The following is an 18,532-nucleotide window of genomic DNA, read 5'->3' as shown; positions in this document are numbered from 1 at the left end:
GCGCAACACGCGCCGGGCGGGTTCGCCGTTTCCGGGGCCGGGTGCCGATTGGGTGTTGGGGCCTGATTGGACGTAGACTCTCTCAGGTTGCGCCTGTATTCCCGCATGCCCGCCAGGTGGCTGGACGTCGCGGGGGAGGCGCACACGACAGTCGGTCCCCCGCGTGTACAGCGCGGCACCGAGATCCAGTCGAAGAATCAGGAAGACGATGCCTCCGAAGAAGAAGAAGGTCTCAGGGCTCATCAAGCTCCAGATCCAGGCCGGCGCTGCAAACCCGGCCCCGCCGGTCGGCCCGGCTCTGGGTGCCCATGGTGTCAACATCATGGAGTTCTGCAAGGCCTACAACGCAGCAACCGAGAACCAGCGCGGGAACGTCGTGCCGGTCGAGATCACGGTCTACGAGGACCGGTCGTTCGACTTCAAGCTGAAGACGCCCCCGGCCGCCAAGCTCCTGCTCAAGGCCGCCGGCCTGCAGAAGGGCTCCGGCACCCCGCACTCCGACAAGGTCGGCAAGGTCTCCATGGACCAGGTCCGCGAGATCGCGCAGACCAAGATGGAGGACCTCAACGCCAACGACATCGACCAGGCGGCCAAGATCGTCGCCGGCACCGCCCGTTCCATGGGCATCACGGTCGACGGCTGACCTCCACCCCGATAGCACCTGTGGAAGGGCAGCTCAGGCCCGCACCACACCCAACCGCTGCGCAACAGGCGTGGCAGGAATGGAACTGACATGAGCAAGAACAGCAAGGCCTTCAAGGCCGCCGCAGAGAAGGTCGACCGCACCAAGCTGTACTCGCCTCTGGATGCCCTGGCCCTGGCCAAGGACACCTCCTCGACGAAGATGGATGCCACCGTCGAGGTCGCCATGCGACTTGGCGTCGACTCCCGCAAGGCGGACCAGATGGTCCGCGGCACCGTGAACCTTCCGAACGGTACCGGTAAGAACGCCCGCGTCATCGTCTTCGCCGCGGGCGAGAAGGCCACCGAGGCCGAGGCCGCCGGTGCCGACGCCGTGGGCTCCGAGGAGCTCATCGAGAAGATCCAGGGCGGCTGGCTCGACTTCGACGCCGCGATCGCCACCCCGGACCAGATGGCCAAGGTCGGCCGTGTGGCCCGCGTGCTCGGCCCGCGCGGCCTCATGCCGAACCCCAAGACCGGCACCGTCACCATGGACGTGACCAAGGCCGTGTCCGACATCAAGGGCGGCAAGGTCACCTTCCGCACCGACAAGGCCAACAACCTGCACTTCATCGTGGGTAAGGCGTCGTTCTCCACCGAGCAGCTCACGGAGAACTACCAGGCCGCGATCGACGAGGTCATGCGTCTCAAGCCGTCCTCCTCGAAGGGCCGCTACCTGCAGAAGATCACCATCTCCACCACGACCGGCCCCGGCATCCCGGTCGACACCTCCGCCGTGTCCAAGCTGCTCGAGGGCGGCTCCGGAGACGAGTGAGCTGATCCTCGACTGAGGTGAGCCCCGGCAGGGGCGAGGGCCCCGCGACCAGAATCCGGTCGCGGGGCCCTCTCGCATTTCCGCTTCCTCGCAGACGGATACGGGAGGATGTCCACATGACCACTTCGCCGAACAGCTCGACCGCCGGGTCGCCCTCGCCCGTGCACCCCGTCGCAGTGCGGGATGTGGCCCTGCGGGACGGCCTGCAGCTCACCGAGGGACGACTGAGCACCGACTCGAAGGTCGAGCTCGTCCGCACCCTCCTCCGGCTCGGGGTGCCGGAGTTGGAGGTGGGGTCGATGGCCCGCCCCGATCTCGTACCGGCGCTGGCCGACACCCTCGAGGTGATCGGCGCGCTGGACGAGGCCGAACGCGACCGCTGCTGGGTCTGGGTGGCCACCCCGGGGCACGTCCGTCGGGCCGCGGACGCCGGCGTGCGCCGCTTCCAGTACTGCCTGTCCGTGACCGACGAGCACAACACCGCGAACATCGGCCGCGACACCGAGACGTCCATGGCCGGACTGCCCGAGGCGCTCGAGGCCGCCGCGGAGGTGGATGGCACGGTCCAGCTGTGCCTGGCCACCACCTTCACGTGCCCGATCACCGGGCAGGTCGACCCGGACCGGGTCCTGGGGCTCGTCGGCGACCCGCGCGGGACGGGGACGGTCGACGTGGTCCTGGCCGACACCCTCGGCCAGGCGCACCCGCGTCAGGTGTCCGAGCTGGTCGCGGCCGCACAGGAGGCCGCTGGCGACCGCCGGATCGTCTTCCACGGACACGACACCTGGGGGATGGGCGTGGCCAACACGCTGGCCGCCGTCAGCGCGGGCGCCACCATGGTGGATGCGGCCCTCGGCGGACTCGGCGGCTGCCCTTTCGCCCCGGGTGCCTCGGGGAACACGGCCACCGAGGACGTGCTGTTCGCGCTGCGACCCGACTGGCTGGATCCGCAGCGTTTCCACGAGTTGATCGCCGCCGGTGACCGCATGCTCGCCGAGTTGGGGGAGGCCTCGCGGTCGCGGGCCTCGGCGGGAGCACACGGCAACGGCCGCGAGTTCGCCTGGACCCTGCCGCAGGGACCGCGGGCCCCGGTCGTCAGATGACGCCACGCGCGGCCAGATCGGACATGCGTGTGTCGTCCATCCCGAGCAGGTCGCGGTAGACCGCATCATTGTCGAACCCGGGCTCCGGCGCGCCGCCGCGGCCGACCTGTCCAGGGGTGTCGGTCAGGACCGGCACGACGCCGGGGCCGAGGACGGTGTCGTCCACGCCGGGTACCGCGTGCGGCACCAGCATCCCGCGGGCCCGGAACTGCTCGTCGCGCACCACGTCGGCCACTGTGTTGACCGGACCGGCCACGACGCCCGCACGGTCGAGCGTCTCGCGGATCTGCTCGGCGGTGCGGCCGGCGGCCCAGTCGGCGATGATCTCGTCGATCTCGTCCTGGTGGATGCCGCGCGCCTGATGGTCCACGAACCGGGGATCATCGGCGAGCCCGGGGCGTTCCATCGCCGAGCACAGGCGGCGGAACACGGTGTCCTGGTTGGCGGCGATGATCACCCAGAGGCCGTCCGAGGCCCGGTACAGGTTGGACGGGGCGATCCCCTCGAGCCGGGTGCCGGACGGTCCGCGGACCACCCCGGCCGCGTCGTAGTCGGGGATCACCGACTCCTGGACCGCCAGGCAGGACTCGGTGAGCGCGACGTCCACCACCTGGCCGCGGCCGCTGGTGGCGCGGGCGAGCAGCGCCGCGAGGATGCCCTGCACGGCGAACATTCCGCCCAGGGTGTCGCCGATCGACAACGCCATGCGCGGCGGCGGTTGGTCGGGGAAGCCGTTGAGGTGACGCAGGCCCGACACGCCCTCGGCGACGGAGGCGTATCCGGCGCGCTTCGCCTGCGGACCGGTCTGGCCATACCCCGAGACACGGCCGATCACCAGGCCCGGGTTGATCTCGTGCAGCTCATCAGGTCCCAGACCCCACTTCTCGAGGGTGCCGGGGCGGAAGTTCTCCACCACCACGTCCGCGCGGGACACCAGGTCGCGGAAGATCGCCGCGCCGTCGTCCGAGCGCAGATCGAGCGTGACGGATTCCTTGTTGCGGGCGTGCACCGTCCAGAAGTGTCGGCGCCCGTCCCGCTCGCCCTGCCCCCAGGTGCGCAAGGGGTCGGGGCGGCCGGGGTCCTCGATCTTGATCACGCGGGCGCCCATGTCGCCGAGCAGGCGGCCGGCGAAGGGGCCGGCTATGAGGGTGCCGAGCTCCAGCACGAGTATCCCCGCCAGCGGTCCGGTCCGGTCCTGCGTCGTCGACTCCACGTCCTGCTCCCTCCCCGCCGCGCGCCGCCCGGCTCGTGGCTCCTACATCTCTACTCAGAACCCTAGGTGGACGGTCTCGCCCTCGGCGTGGAGGAGATCCACGATGTGTTGGCGCTTCTCGTGCGCGACGACTGACCTGAGGGGTCAGTTCGGGACGCGGACCATCAACCCCCGGTGCTTGATCCGTGCCGAGAAGCCCGAAACCGTACCGCAGTCCTCCCCGTCGATCTGGAACGACGCCGGCTTCTCGAGGATCCGGGTGTGTACTCGCACGCCCTGCCGGAAGTCCACCGGGGGCGTCCGGCGCTGTTCTCGCTCGTCCGCCGGCGCCCTCGTCCCCGGGAGCGACCGGACCCGGTGTCGGACGGTGTGTTGGGCGAGAACGGCACCGGCCTCGGCCCACTCGAGCACGCCCTTGGCGCGAAGCGCCATCACGTCCAGTTGGCCGTCATCGATCACGGCGGCGGGCAGGAGCACCATCCCACCCTGCAGCATCCCGCAGTTCGCGACGAGGAGCGTCCGCGCCCTCGTCTGCACGAGTGGACCGTCGTCCAGTGAATACTCGACCTTGATCCGGTGGCCGCGCACCAGGGTGTTGGCGAACGCCCCGACGTAGGCGAGCCACCCCACGCGGGCCTTGAGATCGTCGTCGGTGCCGGCGATCATGTCGGCGTCCATGCCGGCGCCGAGCATGACGAGAAAGACATCGTCGTGCGAGGTGCCGTCGCCGTCGGTGTACCGGACCTCGCCCAGATCGATCGGGCGCGTCCGCCCGCCCATGGCCACATGCAGCGCGCGGTCGACGGCGTCGCGAGGGACGTCGAGATTGCGGGCCAACAGGTTGCCGGTACCGAGGGGGACCACGCCCATCGGTACGGAACTGCCGATGAGCCCCCGGGCGACGGAACGCACCGTTCCGTCACCACCGCAGGCGATCACCAGGCCGACGCCCTCCGCCACAGCCGCGGCGGCCTGCCCGGTTCCCGGATCGGCTTCCGTGGTCTCGTGGAACAGGGGATCGGTCCACCCGTGGCGCGCTGCCCGGATCTCGGTGCGTCGACGGATCTCGTCGCCACTGACTTTGATCGGGTTATAGACGACGGCGACACGGGACGAGGATGGGGCCACGGCACCAATCTGTCAGAATCCCGACCGGCCCGCCATTCCACCCGGCCAGGAGATTTGGTCTGTTCCTCCGATTGCCTATACTCTGGAGCAGAAGTTTGAACGCCTGGTCGCCTCGTGCAGCCGGGCAACTGATCAAGTTTCACCGAAGACCGCAGGTCGCCACTCCCGCCGGGGGTGGTCGAAGGGTCCGGGAGCGCCCGGACGGCCCGCGCAGGAGAACACCGGTCAGCGTCGGACGTGTCAGTGAACCCCCGGGTTCGCGGCCATTCCTCCACGCCCCGTGCCCCCTGCGCACGGGGCGTTCGTGTTTCTCTCGGGCGAGACGAAGCAGAAAGGAGGCGAAACATGGCAAAGCCCGCCAAGGTCCAGGCCGTCGCGGAGATCACGGAGCATTTCCAGAACTCCACGACCGCTGTGGTCACCGAGTACCGCGGACTCTCCGTTCCGCAGGTCACCGAGCTGCGTAAGGCGCTGGGTGAAGGTTCCACGTACACCGTGGCCAAGAACACCCTGGTGAAGCGCGCGGCGCAGGAAGCCGGCGTCGAGGGTCTCGACGACCTCCTGTCCGGCCCCACCGCCATCGCGTTCGTCACCGGTGAGGTCGTGGACGCCGCCAAGGCGCTCAAGAACTTCGCCAAGGACAACAAGGCGCTCGTCATCAAGGGCGGTGTCATGGACGGCCAGCCGCTGTCCGCCACCGACTTCGAGAAGATCGCCGAGCTCGAGTCCCGCGAGGTCCTGCTCGCGAAGCTCGCTGGTGCGCTCAAGGGCAACCAGACGAAGGCCGCCGGCCTGTTCAACGCGCCCGCCTCGCAGCTGGCGCGTCTGTTCGGCGCCCTCCAGGACAAGAAGAACTGACCTACCCCACATGCTTCCGGGCCGCATGACGGCGCCGGGACACAACGAAAGGACGCCACCATGGCGAAGCTCAGCAACGACGAGCTCCTTGATGCCTTCAAGGAGATGACCCTTCTCGAGCTCTCGGAGTTCGTGAAGCTGTTCGAGGACACCTTCGAGGTCACCGCCGCCGCTCCGGTCGCCGTCGCGGCCGCCGGCGCCCCGGCTGCCGGTGGCGAGGCTGCCACCGAGCAGGACGAGTTCGACGTCGTCCTCGAGTCGGCCGGCGACAAGAAGATCGGCGTGATCAAGGTCGTTCGCGAGATCGTCTCGGGCCTGGGCCTCAAGGAGGCCAAGGACCTCGTCGAGTCCGCTCCCAAGGCGCTGCTGGAGAAGGTCGACAAGGAGGCCGCCGAGGCCGCCAAGACCAAGCTCGAGGAGGCCGGTGCCTCCGTCTCGCTCAAGTGAGCTGACGCACCACCGCTCGTCAGGGGCGGTCCGGCATTCGTGCCGGGCCGCCCCTGCGGCATTTCCGGGCGACGGGCGGCAGGGGATCGACCGGGCCCGATCAGGCGCTCCACAGCGTCCGGCAAGCCACCCGGGCGGCGTGCCTTGGCGGCCGTCCACCGGTCTCGCACTACCGGTTCGATCTGATCCCGTAACGGAATCGGTGGGCATGTAACAAAGCAGTTCCTCCGAGCGGTAGTTTACAGTGACCGTGGCCACAAACGTGGGCTGAAGTGAGGAGTGCTGACGTGGGTGTCGAGGTTTCCGTCGAAGGGCTGACCAAGTCGTTCGGTTCGCAGAAGATCTGGGAGGACGTGACGTTCACCCTCCCCGAGGGAGAGGTCAGCGCGCTACTGGGCCCGTCGGGCACCGGTAAGTCCGTGTTCCTCAAGTCGCTGATCGGTCTCCTGCGGCCTGAGCGCGGCAAGATCATCATCGACGGCACGGACATCCTCCAGTGCACCGCCAAGGAGCTCTACGAGGTCCGCAAATTGTTCGGCGTCCTCTTCCAGGACGGTGCGCTGTTCGGCTCGATGGACCTCTACGACAATGTGGCGTTCCCGTTGCGGGAGCACACGCGCAAGTCGGAATCAGAGATCCGGAACATCGTCATGGAGAAGCTGGAGCTCACCGGTCTCACCGGCGCCGAGGGCAAGCTTCCCGGGGAGATCTCCGGCGGTATGCGCAAACGCGCCGGCCTGGCCCGCGCCCTCGTGTTGGACCCGGAGATCATCCTCGTCGACGAGCCCGACTCGGGACTCGACCCGGTGCGTACGACCTACCTCGCACAGCTGCTCATCGACATCAACGCGCAGATCGACGCCACGATCCTCATCGTGACGCACAACATCAACCTCGCCCGTACGGTTCCCGACAACCTCGGGATGCTGTACCGCAAGAACCTCGTCATGTTCGGCCCGCGCGAGGTGCTCCTTACAAGTGAGGAGCCGTCCGTGCGTCAGTTCCTGCGCGGATCCAAACTCGGCCCCATCGGGATGTCCGAGGAGAAGGACGACGCGCAGATGCGTGCGGAGATGGAGCAGGCCGAGGCCGGGCACAACGACGGCTCCCCGGGCGAGGACGAGCTCCGAGGCGTGCCGTCGCAGATGCAGCCGACGCCGGGTAGCCCGGTGCGACAGGGCGAGCTGCGTCGTGAGAAGCGCGTGTCGGAGATGCTCGACACCCTGCCCGCGGGCGCCCAGAACGCCATCCGCGAGGAGTGGGCCGCGCGAGGCCACGGCAACGGCAACACCGCCGGGGCCGTCCCGGCGGGTGCCGTCGCGCCGGCTTCCGGAGGTGACTCCGCCTCCGGAAGCGGCCTGGACGACCATTATGGTTCTGCTGAGAACTGAATCGGCGACGAGTCCGGAGGGAGGGTAGATGGCGGAGGGAGCAACCCAGCAGCCAGGCGAGAAGGCCGGGGTCTCGGCCGCCGAGGTCGGCGGTGGGATCCGGGACGCGGTCGGCGCGGCTGGTTCGGTGTTCCGACTCTTCCTCGAGGTGCTTCGGGGAATCTTCAGAAGGCCGTTCCAGTTCCGTGAGTTCATCGAGCAGTCCTGGTTCATCGCCTCGGTGACCATCCTGCCGTCGGCATTGGTCGCGATCCCGTTCGGTGCGGTCGTGGCGATGCAGACCGGATCGCTGGTCCAGCAGCTGGGTGCGGAGGCGTACACCGGTGCGACCGGTGTCCTCGCCGTCGTCCAGCAGGGCGCGCCCCTGGTGACCTCTCTGCTCATCGCCGGCGCCGCGGGATCCGCGGTCGCCGCCGACCTGGGGGCCCGCAGTATCCGCGAGGAACTCGACGCGATGCGGGTACTGGGAATCGACCCTGTGCAGCGCCTCGTCGTCCCCCGCGTGCTGGGGATGATGCTGGTGGCGGTCCTGCTCAACGGCTTGGTCTCGATCGTCGGGATCTCCGGTGGCTACGTGTTCAACATCCTGCTGCAGGGCGGTACCCCCGGTGCCTACCTCATGTCGTTCGGTGCGCTCGCGCAGTTGCCGGACTTCATCATGTCCTCGTTCAAGGCCCTGGTCTTCGGGCTCATCGCCGGAGTCGTGGCCTCGTACTGCGGCATGAACCCCAAGGGTGGGCCCAAGGGTGTCGGCGATGCCGTGAACCTGGGCGTGGTCCTGACCTTCCTCCTGCTGTTCTTCGCCAATCTCATCCTCACGGCGATGTACCTGCAGATCGTTCCCCCGAAGGGCTCGTAGATGGCGATCCATACCGACGTCGGGCCCACGCGGGCACGACTGCGGGCCATGATCCGTGGCCCCATTGCGTCATTCGACTCGCTGGGCGACCAGCTGGCGTTCCACCTCCGGGCCATCCGCTGGATCCCGCAGACGATCGTGCACTACCGACACGAGGTGCTGCGCCTCATCGCCGAGGTCACGTTCGGAGTGGGCGTGCTGGCGGTCCTCGGCGGCACCATCGGCGTCATCGTCATGATGAGCGGTTTCACCGGCGTGGTGGTCGGCCTGCAGGGCTACGCGGCGCTCGACCAGATCGGCAGCTCCGTCCTCACCGGCTTCCTGTCGGCCTATGTCAACACCCGCGAGGTGGCGCCGGTCGTGGCGGCGCTCGCGCTCTCGGCCACGGTGGGCTGCGGGTTCACCGCCCAGCTCGGTGCCATGCGGATCTCCGAGGAGATCGACGCCCTCGAGGTCATGGCTATCCCGAGTGTCCCGTACCTGGTCACCACCCGGATCATCGCCGGCTTCATCGCGGTGATCCCGCTCTACGTGGTCGGTCTGCTGGCGTCGTATCTGGCCACACGGGGGGTCAACACCCTGATCCAAGGCCAGTCCACAGGCTCATTCGACCACTATTTCCACCTCTTCCTGCCACCAGAAGACGTCATATATTCCTTCATCAAGGTCATCATCTTCGCGTTCGTCCTCGTGATGATCCACTGCTTCTACGGGTTCACCGCCACCGGCGGCCCGGCCGGTGTCGGCGTGGCCGTGGGGCGCGCCGTCCGGACGACGATCGTCGTGGTGGCAATCCTCAACTTCTTCGTCGGCCTCGCCCTGTGGGGCACGACCACGACTGTGCGGGTGGCCGGATGAACGAGATGTCCTCGACGAGGAAGCGACTGCTCGCAGCCCTGTTCATCGTCATCGTCATGGCCTTCGTCGCTGTCACCGTCGCCATCTACAACCGGGCGTTCACATCGTCGGACAGCGTCACCATGTACACCGACGACATGGCCTTCGCCCTGCCGAACGACGCGGACGTCAAGGCCCGGGGTGTACTGGTCGGTCGCGTCGCAGGCGTTGAGCTGGAGGGCGACCGGGTGCGCGTCGACATGGAGTTCGACCCGGCCTATATGGATCAGCTGCCCGCGAACATCAGCGGCCGGTTGCTGCCCAAGACGCTGTTCGGCGAGCGCTACGTCTCACTGGCGTTCCCCGAGCAGCCGGTCGGCACGATCGAGGCGGGTGCGACCATCGAGCAGGATTCCCGCGGTAACGCGACCGAGCTCGGTCGCGTCCTCGACGGACTGCTCCCGGTGCTGGAGGCCGTCCCGCCGGAGAAGCTCGCCGGCACGCTCGGTGCCATCAACCAGGCGCTGGCCGGCAGGGGAGACGAGATCGGCGCGGGCCTGGTCGACATCGGACAGGTCTTCGACGGCATCACCCAGGAGATGCCCGCTCTGGAGGCCGGGCTCGAGGACCTGGCGACCTTCTCACAGACCTATTCCGAGGCGCTGCCCGACCTCATCCACGCTCTCGACGCGCTCCGGACCACCGGCGACACGGTGATCCAGCGGCGCACCGACATCGCGGACGGGTTGGAGCGGATCAGCTCGGGCACCGAGGCGGCCACCGGCTTCCTCGCTGACAACCGCGACGACCTCATCGCGCTGACCATCAACTCGCGACGTTCGCTGGAGGCGCTCGCCGAGTACACGCCGGCGCTTCCCTGCACGGCCGAACTGTTCATGACCGCTCTCGAGCGTTCTGACGACATTCTCGGCGTGGGGACCTCGACCCCCGGCATCCGGGTGACCATCGAGGTCGTCAACCCCAAGGGCCGGTACGTCCCCAACCAGGACGAGCCCCGGTTCTTCGACACGCGCGGACCGCGCTGCTACGAGCCCGCCCAGGCACCGCAGAACTTCCCGATGGCACCCGGCGGTGCGATCGCGGACGGCTCCTATCAGCCGCCGTCACGTAACCCCGGGCCGGAGTTCATGCCCACCCTGCCGAATCCCCTGTTGGAAGACGGTCCCGTGCCCCCCATGCGCACTCGGGGTTCAGTTCCCGCGGCCCCCGGCCGCGCCGTCGCGGAGCAGCCGAACATGCCGTTCCCGTCGACCGTCACCGCGGGACAGGGAGCAGACGTGATGGCCATGGCCTACGCCGGATCTCCACTGGAGGCCGACACCGTCCGAACCGTGTACGGAGTCGCCACCTCGCGTAATGCCGACGAGGTCCCGGGGTGGATAGGCGCCGTCGGCGCTCCCGCGCTTCGCGGAACGGAGGTGGCCTTCAAGTGAACGCGAAACTCAGGGCATTGTTCCGCGGCGGCCTGCTGGGATCGTTCGTCAAGCTCACCGTCTTCGTGGTGGTGACGGTCCTGCTCAGTGCGGTTCTCGCCACCACGATCCGCGGTGGCACCCGTGAGGACGGGACCAAGTACTCGGCGATCTTCTCCGACGCGACCATGGTCGAGGAGGGGGACGACGTCCGTATCGCCGGTGTCGTGGTGGGGCACGTGACCGACTTCGAGGTCTACGACCGGGACAAGGCGAAGGTCTACTTCACCATGGTCGGCGACCGCACCCTTCCGGAGAACGTCCACCTGACGCTGCGTTTCCGCAACATGATCGGTCAGCGGTACATGAACATCGCCCGGGTGCCGGGCCCCGCCCAGCCGGCGATGCCGGCGGGGACGACGATCCCGCTGGACAAGACCTCGCCGGCCGTTGACCTCACCGCGCTGTTCAACGGGTTCCAACCCTTGTTCACCACGCTGCAGCCCGACGACGTCAACGCGTTGGCGGACTCGCTGGTCAAGGTCCTCCAGGGTGAGGGCGGGACCGTCGCCAACCTGGTCCAGCAGACAGGTCAGCTGACCAACCATCTGGCCGATCGCGACCAGGTGATCGGCGAGGTCATCGACAACCTCACCCAGGTGCTGCAGACCATCAACGATCGTGATGTGCAGTTCCAGCAGCTCGTGGTGACCACCCGCCAGCTCGTCGAGGGCCTGGCCCAGGAGCGTGACGCGATCGGTAGCTCGCTCGATTCGATGGCTGACCTGACCTCGTCCGCGGAGAACATCGTCACCGCGACCAGGCCCAGCGTCACCGAGTCGCTCGACCATCTCAAGAAGGTCACGGACGACGTGGTCGCGAATGAGGACAAGGTCAGCGAGGTGCTGCACAACATGCCGCTCAAGACCGACAACCTCATCCGGATGGGATCGTTCGGGTCCTGGTTCCAGTTCTATCTGTGTGGCGCGGACATCGTGTCGGGGCCGGGCAACAACGTGCCCAGCCTCCTGCCCTCCGGCGGTCCGACACTCAACCACGTGCTGTACACCAACTCCGCACCTCGGTGCCACGAAGGGGGGATCCCGTGAGCAAGCGCAAGCCGGGGGAGCCCCGGTTCTCCAACGCGATGGTCGGCGCCGTGGGCGTGCTGGTGATCCTCGTGCTCACGGCGGGATCGTTCATGCTGGACGCTCTGCCGTTTGTGGGTGCCGGGCCGAAGTACAAGGCCTATTTCTCGGAGGCCGCCGGCCTCACCGACGGCAACGAGGTGCGGGTCGCCGGCGTCAAGGTCGGGGTCGTCACCGACGTCGAACTCGAGGGCGACAAGGTCGCCGTGGGGTTCCGGGCGAAGGATGCCTGGCTCGGCGACGACACCCGCGCGAGCATCCAGATCAAGACGGTGCTGGGGCAGAAGTACCTCGCCCTCACTCCCGCGGGCAACAGTGAGCTGGACCGGTCCGAGCCCATCCCGCTCGAGCGGACGGTGGCGCCGTACGACGTCGTGACCGCGTTCTCGTCGGCCGCCGAGACCCTCGACAAGATCGACGACACCAAGCTGGCGACAAGCCTCGACACCCTCACCGACGCGATGCAGGCCTCTCCCGAGGAGTTCCGCGGCGCCGTCGACGGCGTGGCCCGCCTGTCCCAGACCATCTCCAGCCGCGACGACGAACTCCGTGCACTCCTCGAGGCCACCAAGACGAGCTCGGAGATCCTGGCCGAGCGTAACGACGACTTCCGGCGGCTCATCATCGGCACCGGGCAGCTCCTCGGAGAGCTGAACGCACGGTCGGAGAGCCTCAAGTTGGTCCTGGCGTCGACCCGCGGACTGTCCGCCGAACTCCGGCTCTTCGTGGCCGAGAACGAGGCGGAGTTCGCTCCCACCCTGGAGAGTCTGGATTCCGCGCTCGGGGTCCTGACCGACCACGAGGAGGAGCTGAAGAAGTCGATCCACAACCTCGCCCCGTTCTACCGGTTGTACGCCAACATGCTGGGCACCGGACGGTGGTTCGATTCGGTGGTCACCAACCTGATACCGCCGGGCGCGCCTGAGCCGCCGTTCTACCCGGGCGCCCGTGGCCCCGCACGACTGAGTGGGATCAACTGATGACCAAGAAACTGCCGTACTGGCTGCTCGCGCTGATCCTCGTCGTCGTCGTCGCGATCGTCGCCGTCACCTACCTGGCCGTGTCCCGCATGGGGCGGACCACCATCACCGCGACGTTCCCGTCGGCGGTCGGTATCTCCCAGGGCACCGACGTGAGGATCCTCGGCATCACCGTGGGCTCGGTGGACAAGGTGGTCCCGATGGGCGAGACGGTCGAGGTGGAGCTCCACGTCCGGCGGGGTGTCGAGGTCCCGGCCGACGCCAAGGCCGTCCAGGTGACCCCGTCGGTCATCCCGGACCGCAACATCCAGTTGGTCCCGGCCTACGCGGGTGGCCCGACCATGGAGTCAGGCGCGCACATCCCGCTGGACCGGACCGCGACACCGGTCGAGGTGGACAAGCTCTACGCCTCGGTCCAGGAGCTCACCGAGGCGCTCGGCCCCGACGGGGCCAACAAGGACGGCTCGCTCGACCGCTTCCTGGCCACGTCCGCGGACACGCTCGGCGGCAACGGCGCCGCCCTCGGACGGTCGATAGACGAGCTGTCCACGGCGGCCACGACGCTCGCCGACTCCAGCCAGGACATCAGCGACACCGTGGTCAACCTGCAGTCCTTCGTCACCATGCTGGCGGAGAACGACGCACAGGTCCGCAACTTCAACACGCAGATGGCGACCTTCAACTCGACGGTCGCCGGGCAGCGGGAGGACCTGCAGGGCGCGCTGGCCGAGCTGAGCTATGCGCTGGCCGACGTGGCCCGTCTCGTCCGGGACAACCAGGACGTGATCCGTAGCAACGCCGACCGGCTGGCCTCCCTCAGCCAGATCACGGCGGACCAGCGCGGCGACATCGAGGAGATCCTCAAGACCGCCCCGCTGGCGCTGGCCAACCTCATCAACGCCTACGACGCGGAGTCCGGGACCCTGTCGATGCGCGCGAACATCCCGGAGAAACAGAACCCCGCCGGCGTTCTCTGCACGCTCATGAAGCTGGGCCGGCTCAATCCGGGCAATGAGATGTTCCAGGAGCTCGACAACCTGCGGCGCGCCGACATCCAGGCGTGCGAGGCGCTCGCTCCGGAGCGCAACCAGGAACTCCGTGCGTCCAACCCGAACCTGCCGCTGGGCATCCTCGAGGGCGAGATGAAGCAGTCCATTCCGGTGCCCGGCACCGTTCCGGGGATCCGCGGCTGGCCGATGACCCCCGCATCCGAAGGGGGGCAGTGATGAGACACGACAGTCACGACGCCGCGACCGGGCCGACTGCAGCCGGTCGCGCCCGATCGGGTCTCGGGTTGCCCGGGATCGGCCGCGCCGGACGGGTTCTGGGCGCCACGGCGCTCGTCTCGGCGCTCGCGGCCGGGTGTTCAATGAACCTCGAGGACTACACCCTGCCCGGTGGTGCCGACGTGGGGGAGAACCCCCTGAACGTGGCGATCCAGTTCGACGACGTCCTGGACCTGGTCCTGCAGTCCTCGGTCAAGATCAACGGTCTCGACGCCGGCCGGGTCACCGGGATCTCGCTCGCCGAGGACGGGTGGACCGCCCAGGTCGAGGTGCTGATCAACGACGACGTGGACCTCCCGGAGAACGTCGAGGCGTCGATCCAGCAGACAAACCTCCTCGGTGAGAAGTTCGTCCAGCTCACCCCGCCGGAGGACGCCGAGCCCGTCGGCCAGCTCGAGTCCGGTGACGTCATCCGCACCTCCAACACGCGCACGGCCACCGATATCGAGCAGGTGCTCGGCGCCCTGTCGCTGTTGCTGAACGGCGGCGGCGTGGACCAACTGCAGCCGATCGTGGCGGAGATGCGCAAGGTCACCGACGGCCGGGAGGAGGGGCTCACCGAAACCCTGCGGTCGGCCGACGAACTCATCTCGGGTCTCAACCGGCAGCGCGACAGCATCACCGCTGCGCTCGAGGGGGTCAACCTGATGTCCGCCCGGGCGAACGACCAGCGCGCGCAGATCCAGGCGGCCCTGGACGAGTTGCCCGCGGGTGTGGCGGTGCTCGAGGAGCAGCGGCCGCAGTTCGTGGAGATGCTGCGTCGGGTGGACGCCCTGGGGCAGGTCGGTTCCGACATCCTGCTGACCAGCCGTGAGGACCTCATCGCGGATCTGCGGGCGCTGCGGCCGGTACTGCAGTACCTCGGTGAATCCACGCCGGAACTCATCGAGCTGACCGGGTTCGTCCCGACGTTCCCGTTCCCGGACGCCTCGATCCAGTCGACGATCGGTGGTTCGGCCAACGTGTTCCTGTCGATCGACGCCACGATCTCCGAGACCCTCCGTAACCTCGGCGCCAACCAGGGCAACCCTGTTCCGCTCTGGCCCACCACGACCAGCGGTCCGTACAACGTCGATCCGGGCAACCCCTGGATCGGGGACAACGGACCCGACAGGCGCACGACCATCGTGCTGCCGTTGCTTCCCGTCCCGCCGATCATGGACCGGGCAGTGAACCCCCCGCCCGCGCCCGGTACCTCGGAGTTCTCCGAGAACTACCTGCCCGAACCAGGGGAGCCCGGATACCAGTGAACAAGACCCTGAGAACGCAGCTCATCGTCTTCTGCGTGATCGCCGCAGTGGGGATCACGTATGTCGGCGCCAACTACGTGCGCCTGCCGTCGCTGTTCGGCATCGGCCAGTACAAGGTCTATCTCGACCTGCCCGACACCGGCGGCGTGTTCACCAACGCGGCCGTCAGCTACCGGGGCACCCCGGTCGGCCGCATCGGGGACCTCTCGCTCACCGAGGACGGCGTCAGGGTGGAACTGGATCTGGACTCCAGCGCGCCCGACATCCCGGCCGACACGGTCGCCGTGGTGGCCAACCGGTCGGCGATCGGTGAGCAGTTCGTCGACCTGCGACCTAACAGTCTCTCCGAGCCCTATCTGGAGGAGGGCGATGTGATCTCGGCGGGCGACGAGGCGCTGCCCGTCCGCGTGGAGGACCTGCTGCTGTCGGTCGACGAGCTGTCGCGGTCGGTTCCGCTCGACGAGCTCGAGGTGACGGTCGACGAACTAGGGAAGGCCTTCGAGGGGCGGGGTCCCCAGCTCCAGCGGCTGTCCGATTCGTTGATCACGATCTCGGACTCCGGAATCCGGACCATGCCCCAGCTTCAGGCGCTCATCCGCGACGGCGCCACGGTCCTGGACACGCAGGCGGACCAGTCGGGTGAGATCATCAGCTTCTCCAGCGACCTGCGGACTGTCACCGAGGCACTGCGTGACTCGGACTCGGATCTCGAGCGGCTGATCTCCACCGCGCCGGAGTTCGCCGACGAGACCCGCCGCCTGGTGGAGAACTCGGGCGAGCCCCTGACGCGTTCGGTGACCAATCTGTCGAACACCATGAAGACGGTCGACCCGCTGGCGCCGTCGTTCAAGGTGCTGCTGCAACTGTTGCCCGCCCTGGCCGCCGGCGGTCTGTCAGTGGCCCCGGGCGACGGGACGATCCACTTCGGTCTCGTTCTCGAGATGGACAACCCGACCCCCTGCACCATGGGCTACGAGGGGACGCAGCAGATCATCGACGAGATGAAGGCACAGGATCCCTCGTTCGACCCGCAGGAGCAGAACTTCCCGCCCAACTACGACGCGCACTGCTCGGTGCCGTTCGGCAGCCCGACCAACGTGCGTGGCGCGGAGCGGGTCGAGTACGCGTACCCGGGTGTCGTGCAGCCGTGGGACAACAAGCCCAAGATCGATCCGGACAAGCTCAACCTCTCGGTGGCCGCCGAGCAGCTCGCGGTGCTGCAGGGACTGATCCCGCGGTGACGCGGCGACCGCCCGGTGATCCGGCGCGCCGCCCGTCCGGTACCGTCGCCGCCATGAGTTCGCAGGAGACGAGCGAGAGCACGGACACCACTGCCGCTGCCGCCGGGGTGCCGCGGTGGCTGACGGCCGTGTCCCTGGTGGTGCTGGTGGTGGGGCTGTCGATCCTGGGCGTATTCGGCTGGCGCTACGCCGAGGCACGTTCGGCGCAGACCGCGGCCACGCAGCGGGACGAGGTCGCGGACGTCGCCTCGCAGGTGATCATCAACGCGTTCAGCTTCGATCATCAGAAGGTGGACGAGTCGCTCGAGCAGCTCTCCTCCATGTCGACCGGGGACTTCCTCACCGAGCAGGAGCAGTGGTCGGAGGACGTCCGCAACCGGGTCATCGAGCAGAAGGCCGTCACCACGGCCACCGTCTCGAACGCCGCGGTCGAGGAGTTGAACGTCGACGAGGGTGACGCCGCCGTGCTGGTCGTGTTCACCGCCCACTCTGAGCGCGAGGGCCAGGAGGACATCACGGGCCGTCAGGCGATGCGGGTGGACCTGACCCGGGTCGACGGCCAGTGGAAGGCCGACGCGGTCAACCAGGTGGGCGTGACGGTGCCGGTCGGCCAGTCCAGCCAGTCCGTGCAGGACCTCGAACTCCCGGACCCCGAGGACGTCGAGGACGAGGACAGCTCCGCCGGCACCGCGGGGGAGGGGTCGGCCTCCGCGCCGGCTCCCACCACCACCGCCGGACGATGAGGAAGGGCGAGGAGAGCTAGATGCCACCCATCAAGAGGAACCAGAAGCCGGCCCAGGCCCCCGCCACGCGTCGACTCGCCGGCCACTCCGGCCCCCGCCAGGGATCGACCGGGTCGCCCGAGGCAGGTACCGGACCGGTGACCACGCCCCGGGGTGTGAACAAGGTCGACGACGACAAGGCCGCCACCCGCTCCACGGCCACCGACCCGCGGACGGATGCGGGGGAGGCGGCGTCTCGTCGTCGTCCCTCCGGGCGGGCCGTCGCCTATGCCGCTCTCGCCGTGGGCGTGGTGGCCGGGGCGGCGGGCGCCTATCTCGCCACCGAGCCGGGCATCTCGGTGCCCAATCAGGCGTTCGTGGACAGGGCGGAGACCGACGAGGTCCTCACCGCGGCGTCGACCAACGTGCAGCGGCTGGTGTCGATCGATCACGAGAGCCTCGACGAGTACCACGACTCGCTGGGCGAGTTCCTCACGCCGAACCTCGTCGAGGAACTCGACGCGAACTGGCCGGCGCTTCGTGACAGCTACGAGCAGTCCGCGACCACCGTCGACGCGCAGGTCCGCGAGGCCGGCCTGTCCTACCTCGAGGGCGACCGCGCGGAGGTCCTGCTGGTCCAGGACGTCTCGATGGAGCGCGACGGCGCCGCCGCGGGCAGCACCAGCGGCACCTACCTCGTCGGTCTGGACAGGGTCGACGGCGTCTGGAAGCTGTCGAAGATCCCGGATCTGCCGTCCTGACACGCCTCGGCCGGCCGCGGATCGGACATTCTCCGGCCGGGGATCGGGGACAAGCGGCGTCAGATCCTTGACGAACGGGCTTCGACCCGTCACTCTTTAGGGGCATCGGGCGTAGAGGACTCCGCTCGGGTGCGACGTCCCGACCGGGGGCCGATGAGGCGAGAGCCACGAGGGCAACCAGCGCAGGGACGGTCGTCGCACCACGCGTGCCACAGCCTCCGGGGCTCTTCCCGTCGAGGGCTGGACTTCAGCGCCGCTATAGGCTAGATTAGGTCGTTGCGCTGGCTGCTATTTGCCTCTTGTTCCGTCATCGACGGCCCGTTCCCGGTCTGACCGGGTATTTCCGGGCCTTGAAGTTCAGTGACGGCACACGGGTGGATACCCGTCGGCGGACCGCTCGCAGATACATCTGTGGTCAC

The 18,532-nt window shown here is 68.2% G+C and carries 18 protein-coding genes; 16 read left to right on the top strand and 2 right to left on the bottom strand.

Annotation, left to right across the window (positions count from 1 at the left end; translation table 11 throughout):
• Positions 1–208: 208 nt before the first annotated feature.
• The 3 genes from rplK (at position 209) to ACWIFB_RS06050 (ending at position 2,559) form a co-directional block, all read left to right on the top strand.
• Positions 209–643: a 50S ribosomal protein L11 gene (gene rplK, locus ACWIFB_RS06060; RefSeq protein WP_230928307.1), complete on the top strand. Its 435-nt coding sequence runs from the start codon at positions 209–211 to the stop codon at positions 641–643.
• A gap of 90 nt (positions 644–733) precedes the next feature.
• A complete protein-coding gene (rplA, locus tag ACWIFB_RS06055) occupies positions 734–1,456 on the top strand; it encodes a 50S ribosomal protein L1 (protein WP_454057638.1) in 723 nt (240 codons plus the stop codon).
• Positions 1,457–1,572: 116 nt separating this feature from the next.
• Positions 1,573–2,559 carry a hydroxymethylglutaryl-CoA lyase gene (locus ACWIFB_RS06050; protein WP_454057637.1) on the top strand — a complete coding sequence of 329 codons (987 nt, stop codon included), beginning with the start codon at positions 1,573–1,575 and terminating at the stop codon, positions 2,557–2,559.
• Here the strand turns inward: ACWIFB_RS06050 and ACWIFB_RS06045 are convergent.
• Together ACWIFB_RS06045 and ACWIFB_RS06040 are read right to left on the bottom strand one after the other, a co-directional pair.
• On the bottom strand, positions 2,552–3,772 hold the full coding sequence (locus ACWIFB_RS06045; RefSeq protein ID WP_452098543.1) for a CaiB/BaiF CoA transferase family protein: 1,221 nt from the start codon (positions 3,770–3,772) through the stop codon (positions 2,552–2,554). The genes ACWIFB_RS06050 and ACWIFB_RS06045 overlap by 8 nt on opposite strands.
• Positions 3,773–3,916: 144 nt before the next feature.
• Positions 3,917–4,900 carry a diacylglycerol/lipid kinase family protein gene (locus ACWIFB_RS06040; RefSeq protein WP_454057636.1) on the bottom strand — a complete coding sequence of 328 codons (984 nt, stop codon included), beginning with the start codon at positions 4,898–4,900 and terminating at the stop codon, positions 3,917–3,919.
• Positions 4,901–5,245: 345 nt separating this feature from the next.
• Here ACWIFB_RS06040 and rplJ point away from each other — a divergent pair, with 345 nt between their 5' ends.
• The 13 genes from rplJ (at position 5,246) to ACWIFB_RS05975 (ending at position 18,113) form a co-directional block, all read left to right on the top strand.
• The gene (gene rplJ, locus ACWIFB_RS06035; RefSeq protein WP_230928303.1) at positions 5,246–5,758 is read left to right on the top strand and encodes a 50S ribosomal protein L10; all 513 of its coding nucleotides are present in this window, start codon (positions 5,246–5,248) and stop codon (positions 5,756–5,758) included.
• 60 nt (positions 5,759–5,818) lie between these two features.
• Complete coding sequence (gene rplL / locus ACWIFB_RS06030) at positions 5,819–6,205, top strand: 50S ribosomal protein L7/L12 (RefSeq protein WP_454057635.1); 387 nt, start codon at positions 5,819–5,821, stop codon at positions 6,203–6,205.
• 287 nt (positions 6,206–6,492) lie between these two features.
• The gene (locus ACWIFB_RS06025) at positions 6,493–7,596 is read left to right on the top strand and encodes an ABC transporter ATP-binding protein (protein ID WP_452098546.1); all 1,104 of its coding nucleotides are present in this window, start codon (positions 6,493–6,495) and stop codon (positions 7,594–7,596) included.
• Positions 7,597–7,624: 28 nt separating this feature from the next.
• Positions 7,625–8,455 carry an MlaE family ABC transporter permease gene (locus tag ACWIFB_RS06020; protein WP_452098547.1) on the top strand — a complete coding sequence of 277 codons (831 nt, stop codon included), beginning with the start codon at positions 7,625–7,627 and terminating at the stop codon, positions 8,453–8,455.
• A 48-nt stretch (positions 8,456–8,503) separates the two neighbouring features.
• Positions 8,504–9,313, top strand: coding sequence for an MlaE family ABC transporter permease (locus ACWIFB_RS06015; RefSeq protein WP_452098736.1), 810 nt, complete (start codon positions 8,504–8,506; stop codon positions 9,311–9,313).
• Entirely contained in the window at positions 9,310–10,746 is a 1,437-nt protein-coding gene (locus ACWIFB_RS06010) for an MCE family protein (protein WP_454057634.1), read from the top strand. Before ACWIFB_RS06015 ends, ACWIFB_RS06010 begins: the two co-directional genes overlap by 4 nt.
• Positions 10,743–11,834 carry an MCE family protein gene (locus ACWIFB_RS06005; protein ID WP_454057633.1) on the top strand — a complete coding sequence of 364 codons (1,092 nt, stop codon included), beginning with the start codon at positions 10,743–10,745 and terminating at the stop codon, positions 11,832–11,834. Before ACWIFB_RS06010 ends, ACWIFB_RS06005 begins: the two co-directional genes overlap by 4 nt.
• The gene (locus ACWIFB_RS06000) at positions 11,831–12,853 is read left to right on the top strand and encodes an MCE family protein (RefSeq protein WP_295647650.1); all 1,023 of its coding nucleotides are present in this window, start codon (positions 11,831–11,833) and stop codon (positions 12,851–12,853) included. Before ACWIFB_RS06005 ends, ACWIFB_RS06000 begins: the two co-directional genes overlap by 4 nt.
• Complete coding sequence (locus tag ACWIFB_RS05995; protein WP_452098550.1) at positions 12,853–14,079, top strand: MCE family protein; 1,227 nt, start codon at positions 12,853–12,855, stop codon at positions 14,077–14,079. The genes ACWIFB_RS06000 and ACWIFB_RS05995 overlap by 1 nt, the downstream gene beginning before the upstream one ends.
• Entirely contained in the window at positions 14,079–15,389 is a 1,311-nt protein-coding gene (locus tag ACWIFB_RS05990; protein WP_452098551.1) for an MCE family protein, read from the top strand. The genes ACWIFB_RS05995 and ACWIFB_RS05990 overlap by 1 nt, the downstream gene beginning before the upstream one ends.
• Entirely contained in the window at positions 15,386–16,630 is a 1,245-nt protein-coding gene (locus tag ACWIFB_RS05985) for an MCE family protein (RefSeq protein WP_452098552.1), read from the top strand. The genes ACWIFB_RS05990 and ACWIFB_RS05985 overlap by 4 nt, the downstream gene beginning before the upstream one ends.
• Positions 16,631–16,683: 53 nt before the next feature.
• On the top strand, positions 16,684–17,373 hold the full coding sequence (locus ACWIFB_RS05980; protein WP_454057632.1) for a hypothetical protein: 690 nt from the start codon (positions 16,684–16,686) through the stop codon (positions 17,371–17,373).
• Positions 17,374–17,393: 20 nt separating this feature from the next.
• Complete coding sequence (locus tag ACWIFB_RS05975; RefSeq protein WP_452098554.1) at positions 17,394–18,113, top strand: hypothetical protein; 720 nt, start codon at positions 17,394–17,396, stop codon at positions 18,111–18,113.
• Positions 18,114–18,532 lie beyond the last annotated feature (419 nt).

It is taken from the genome of Dietzia sp. NPDC055340 (genome assembly GCF_053645335.1).
This window is presented reverse-complemented; position numbering and strand designations above follow the sequence as displayed.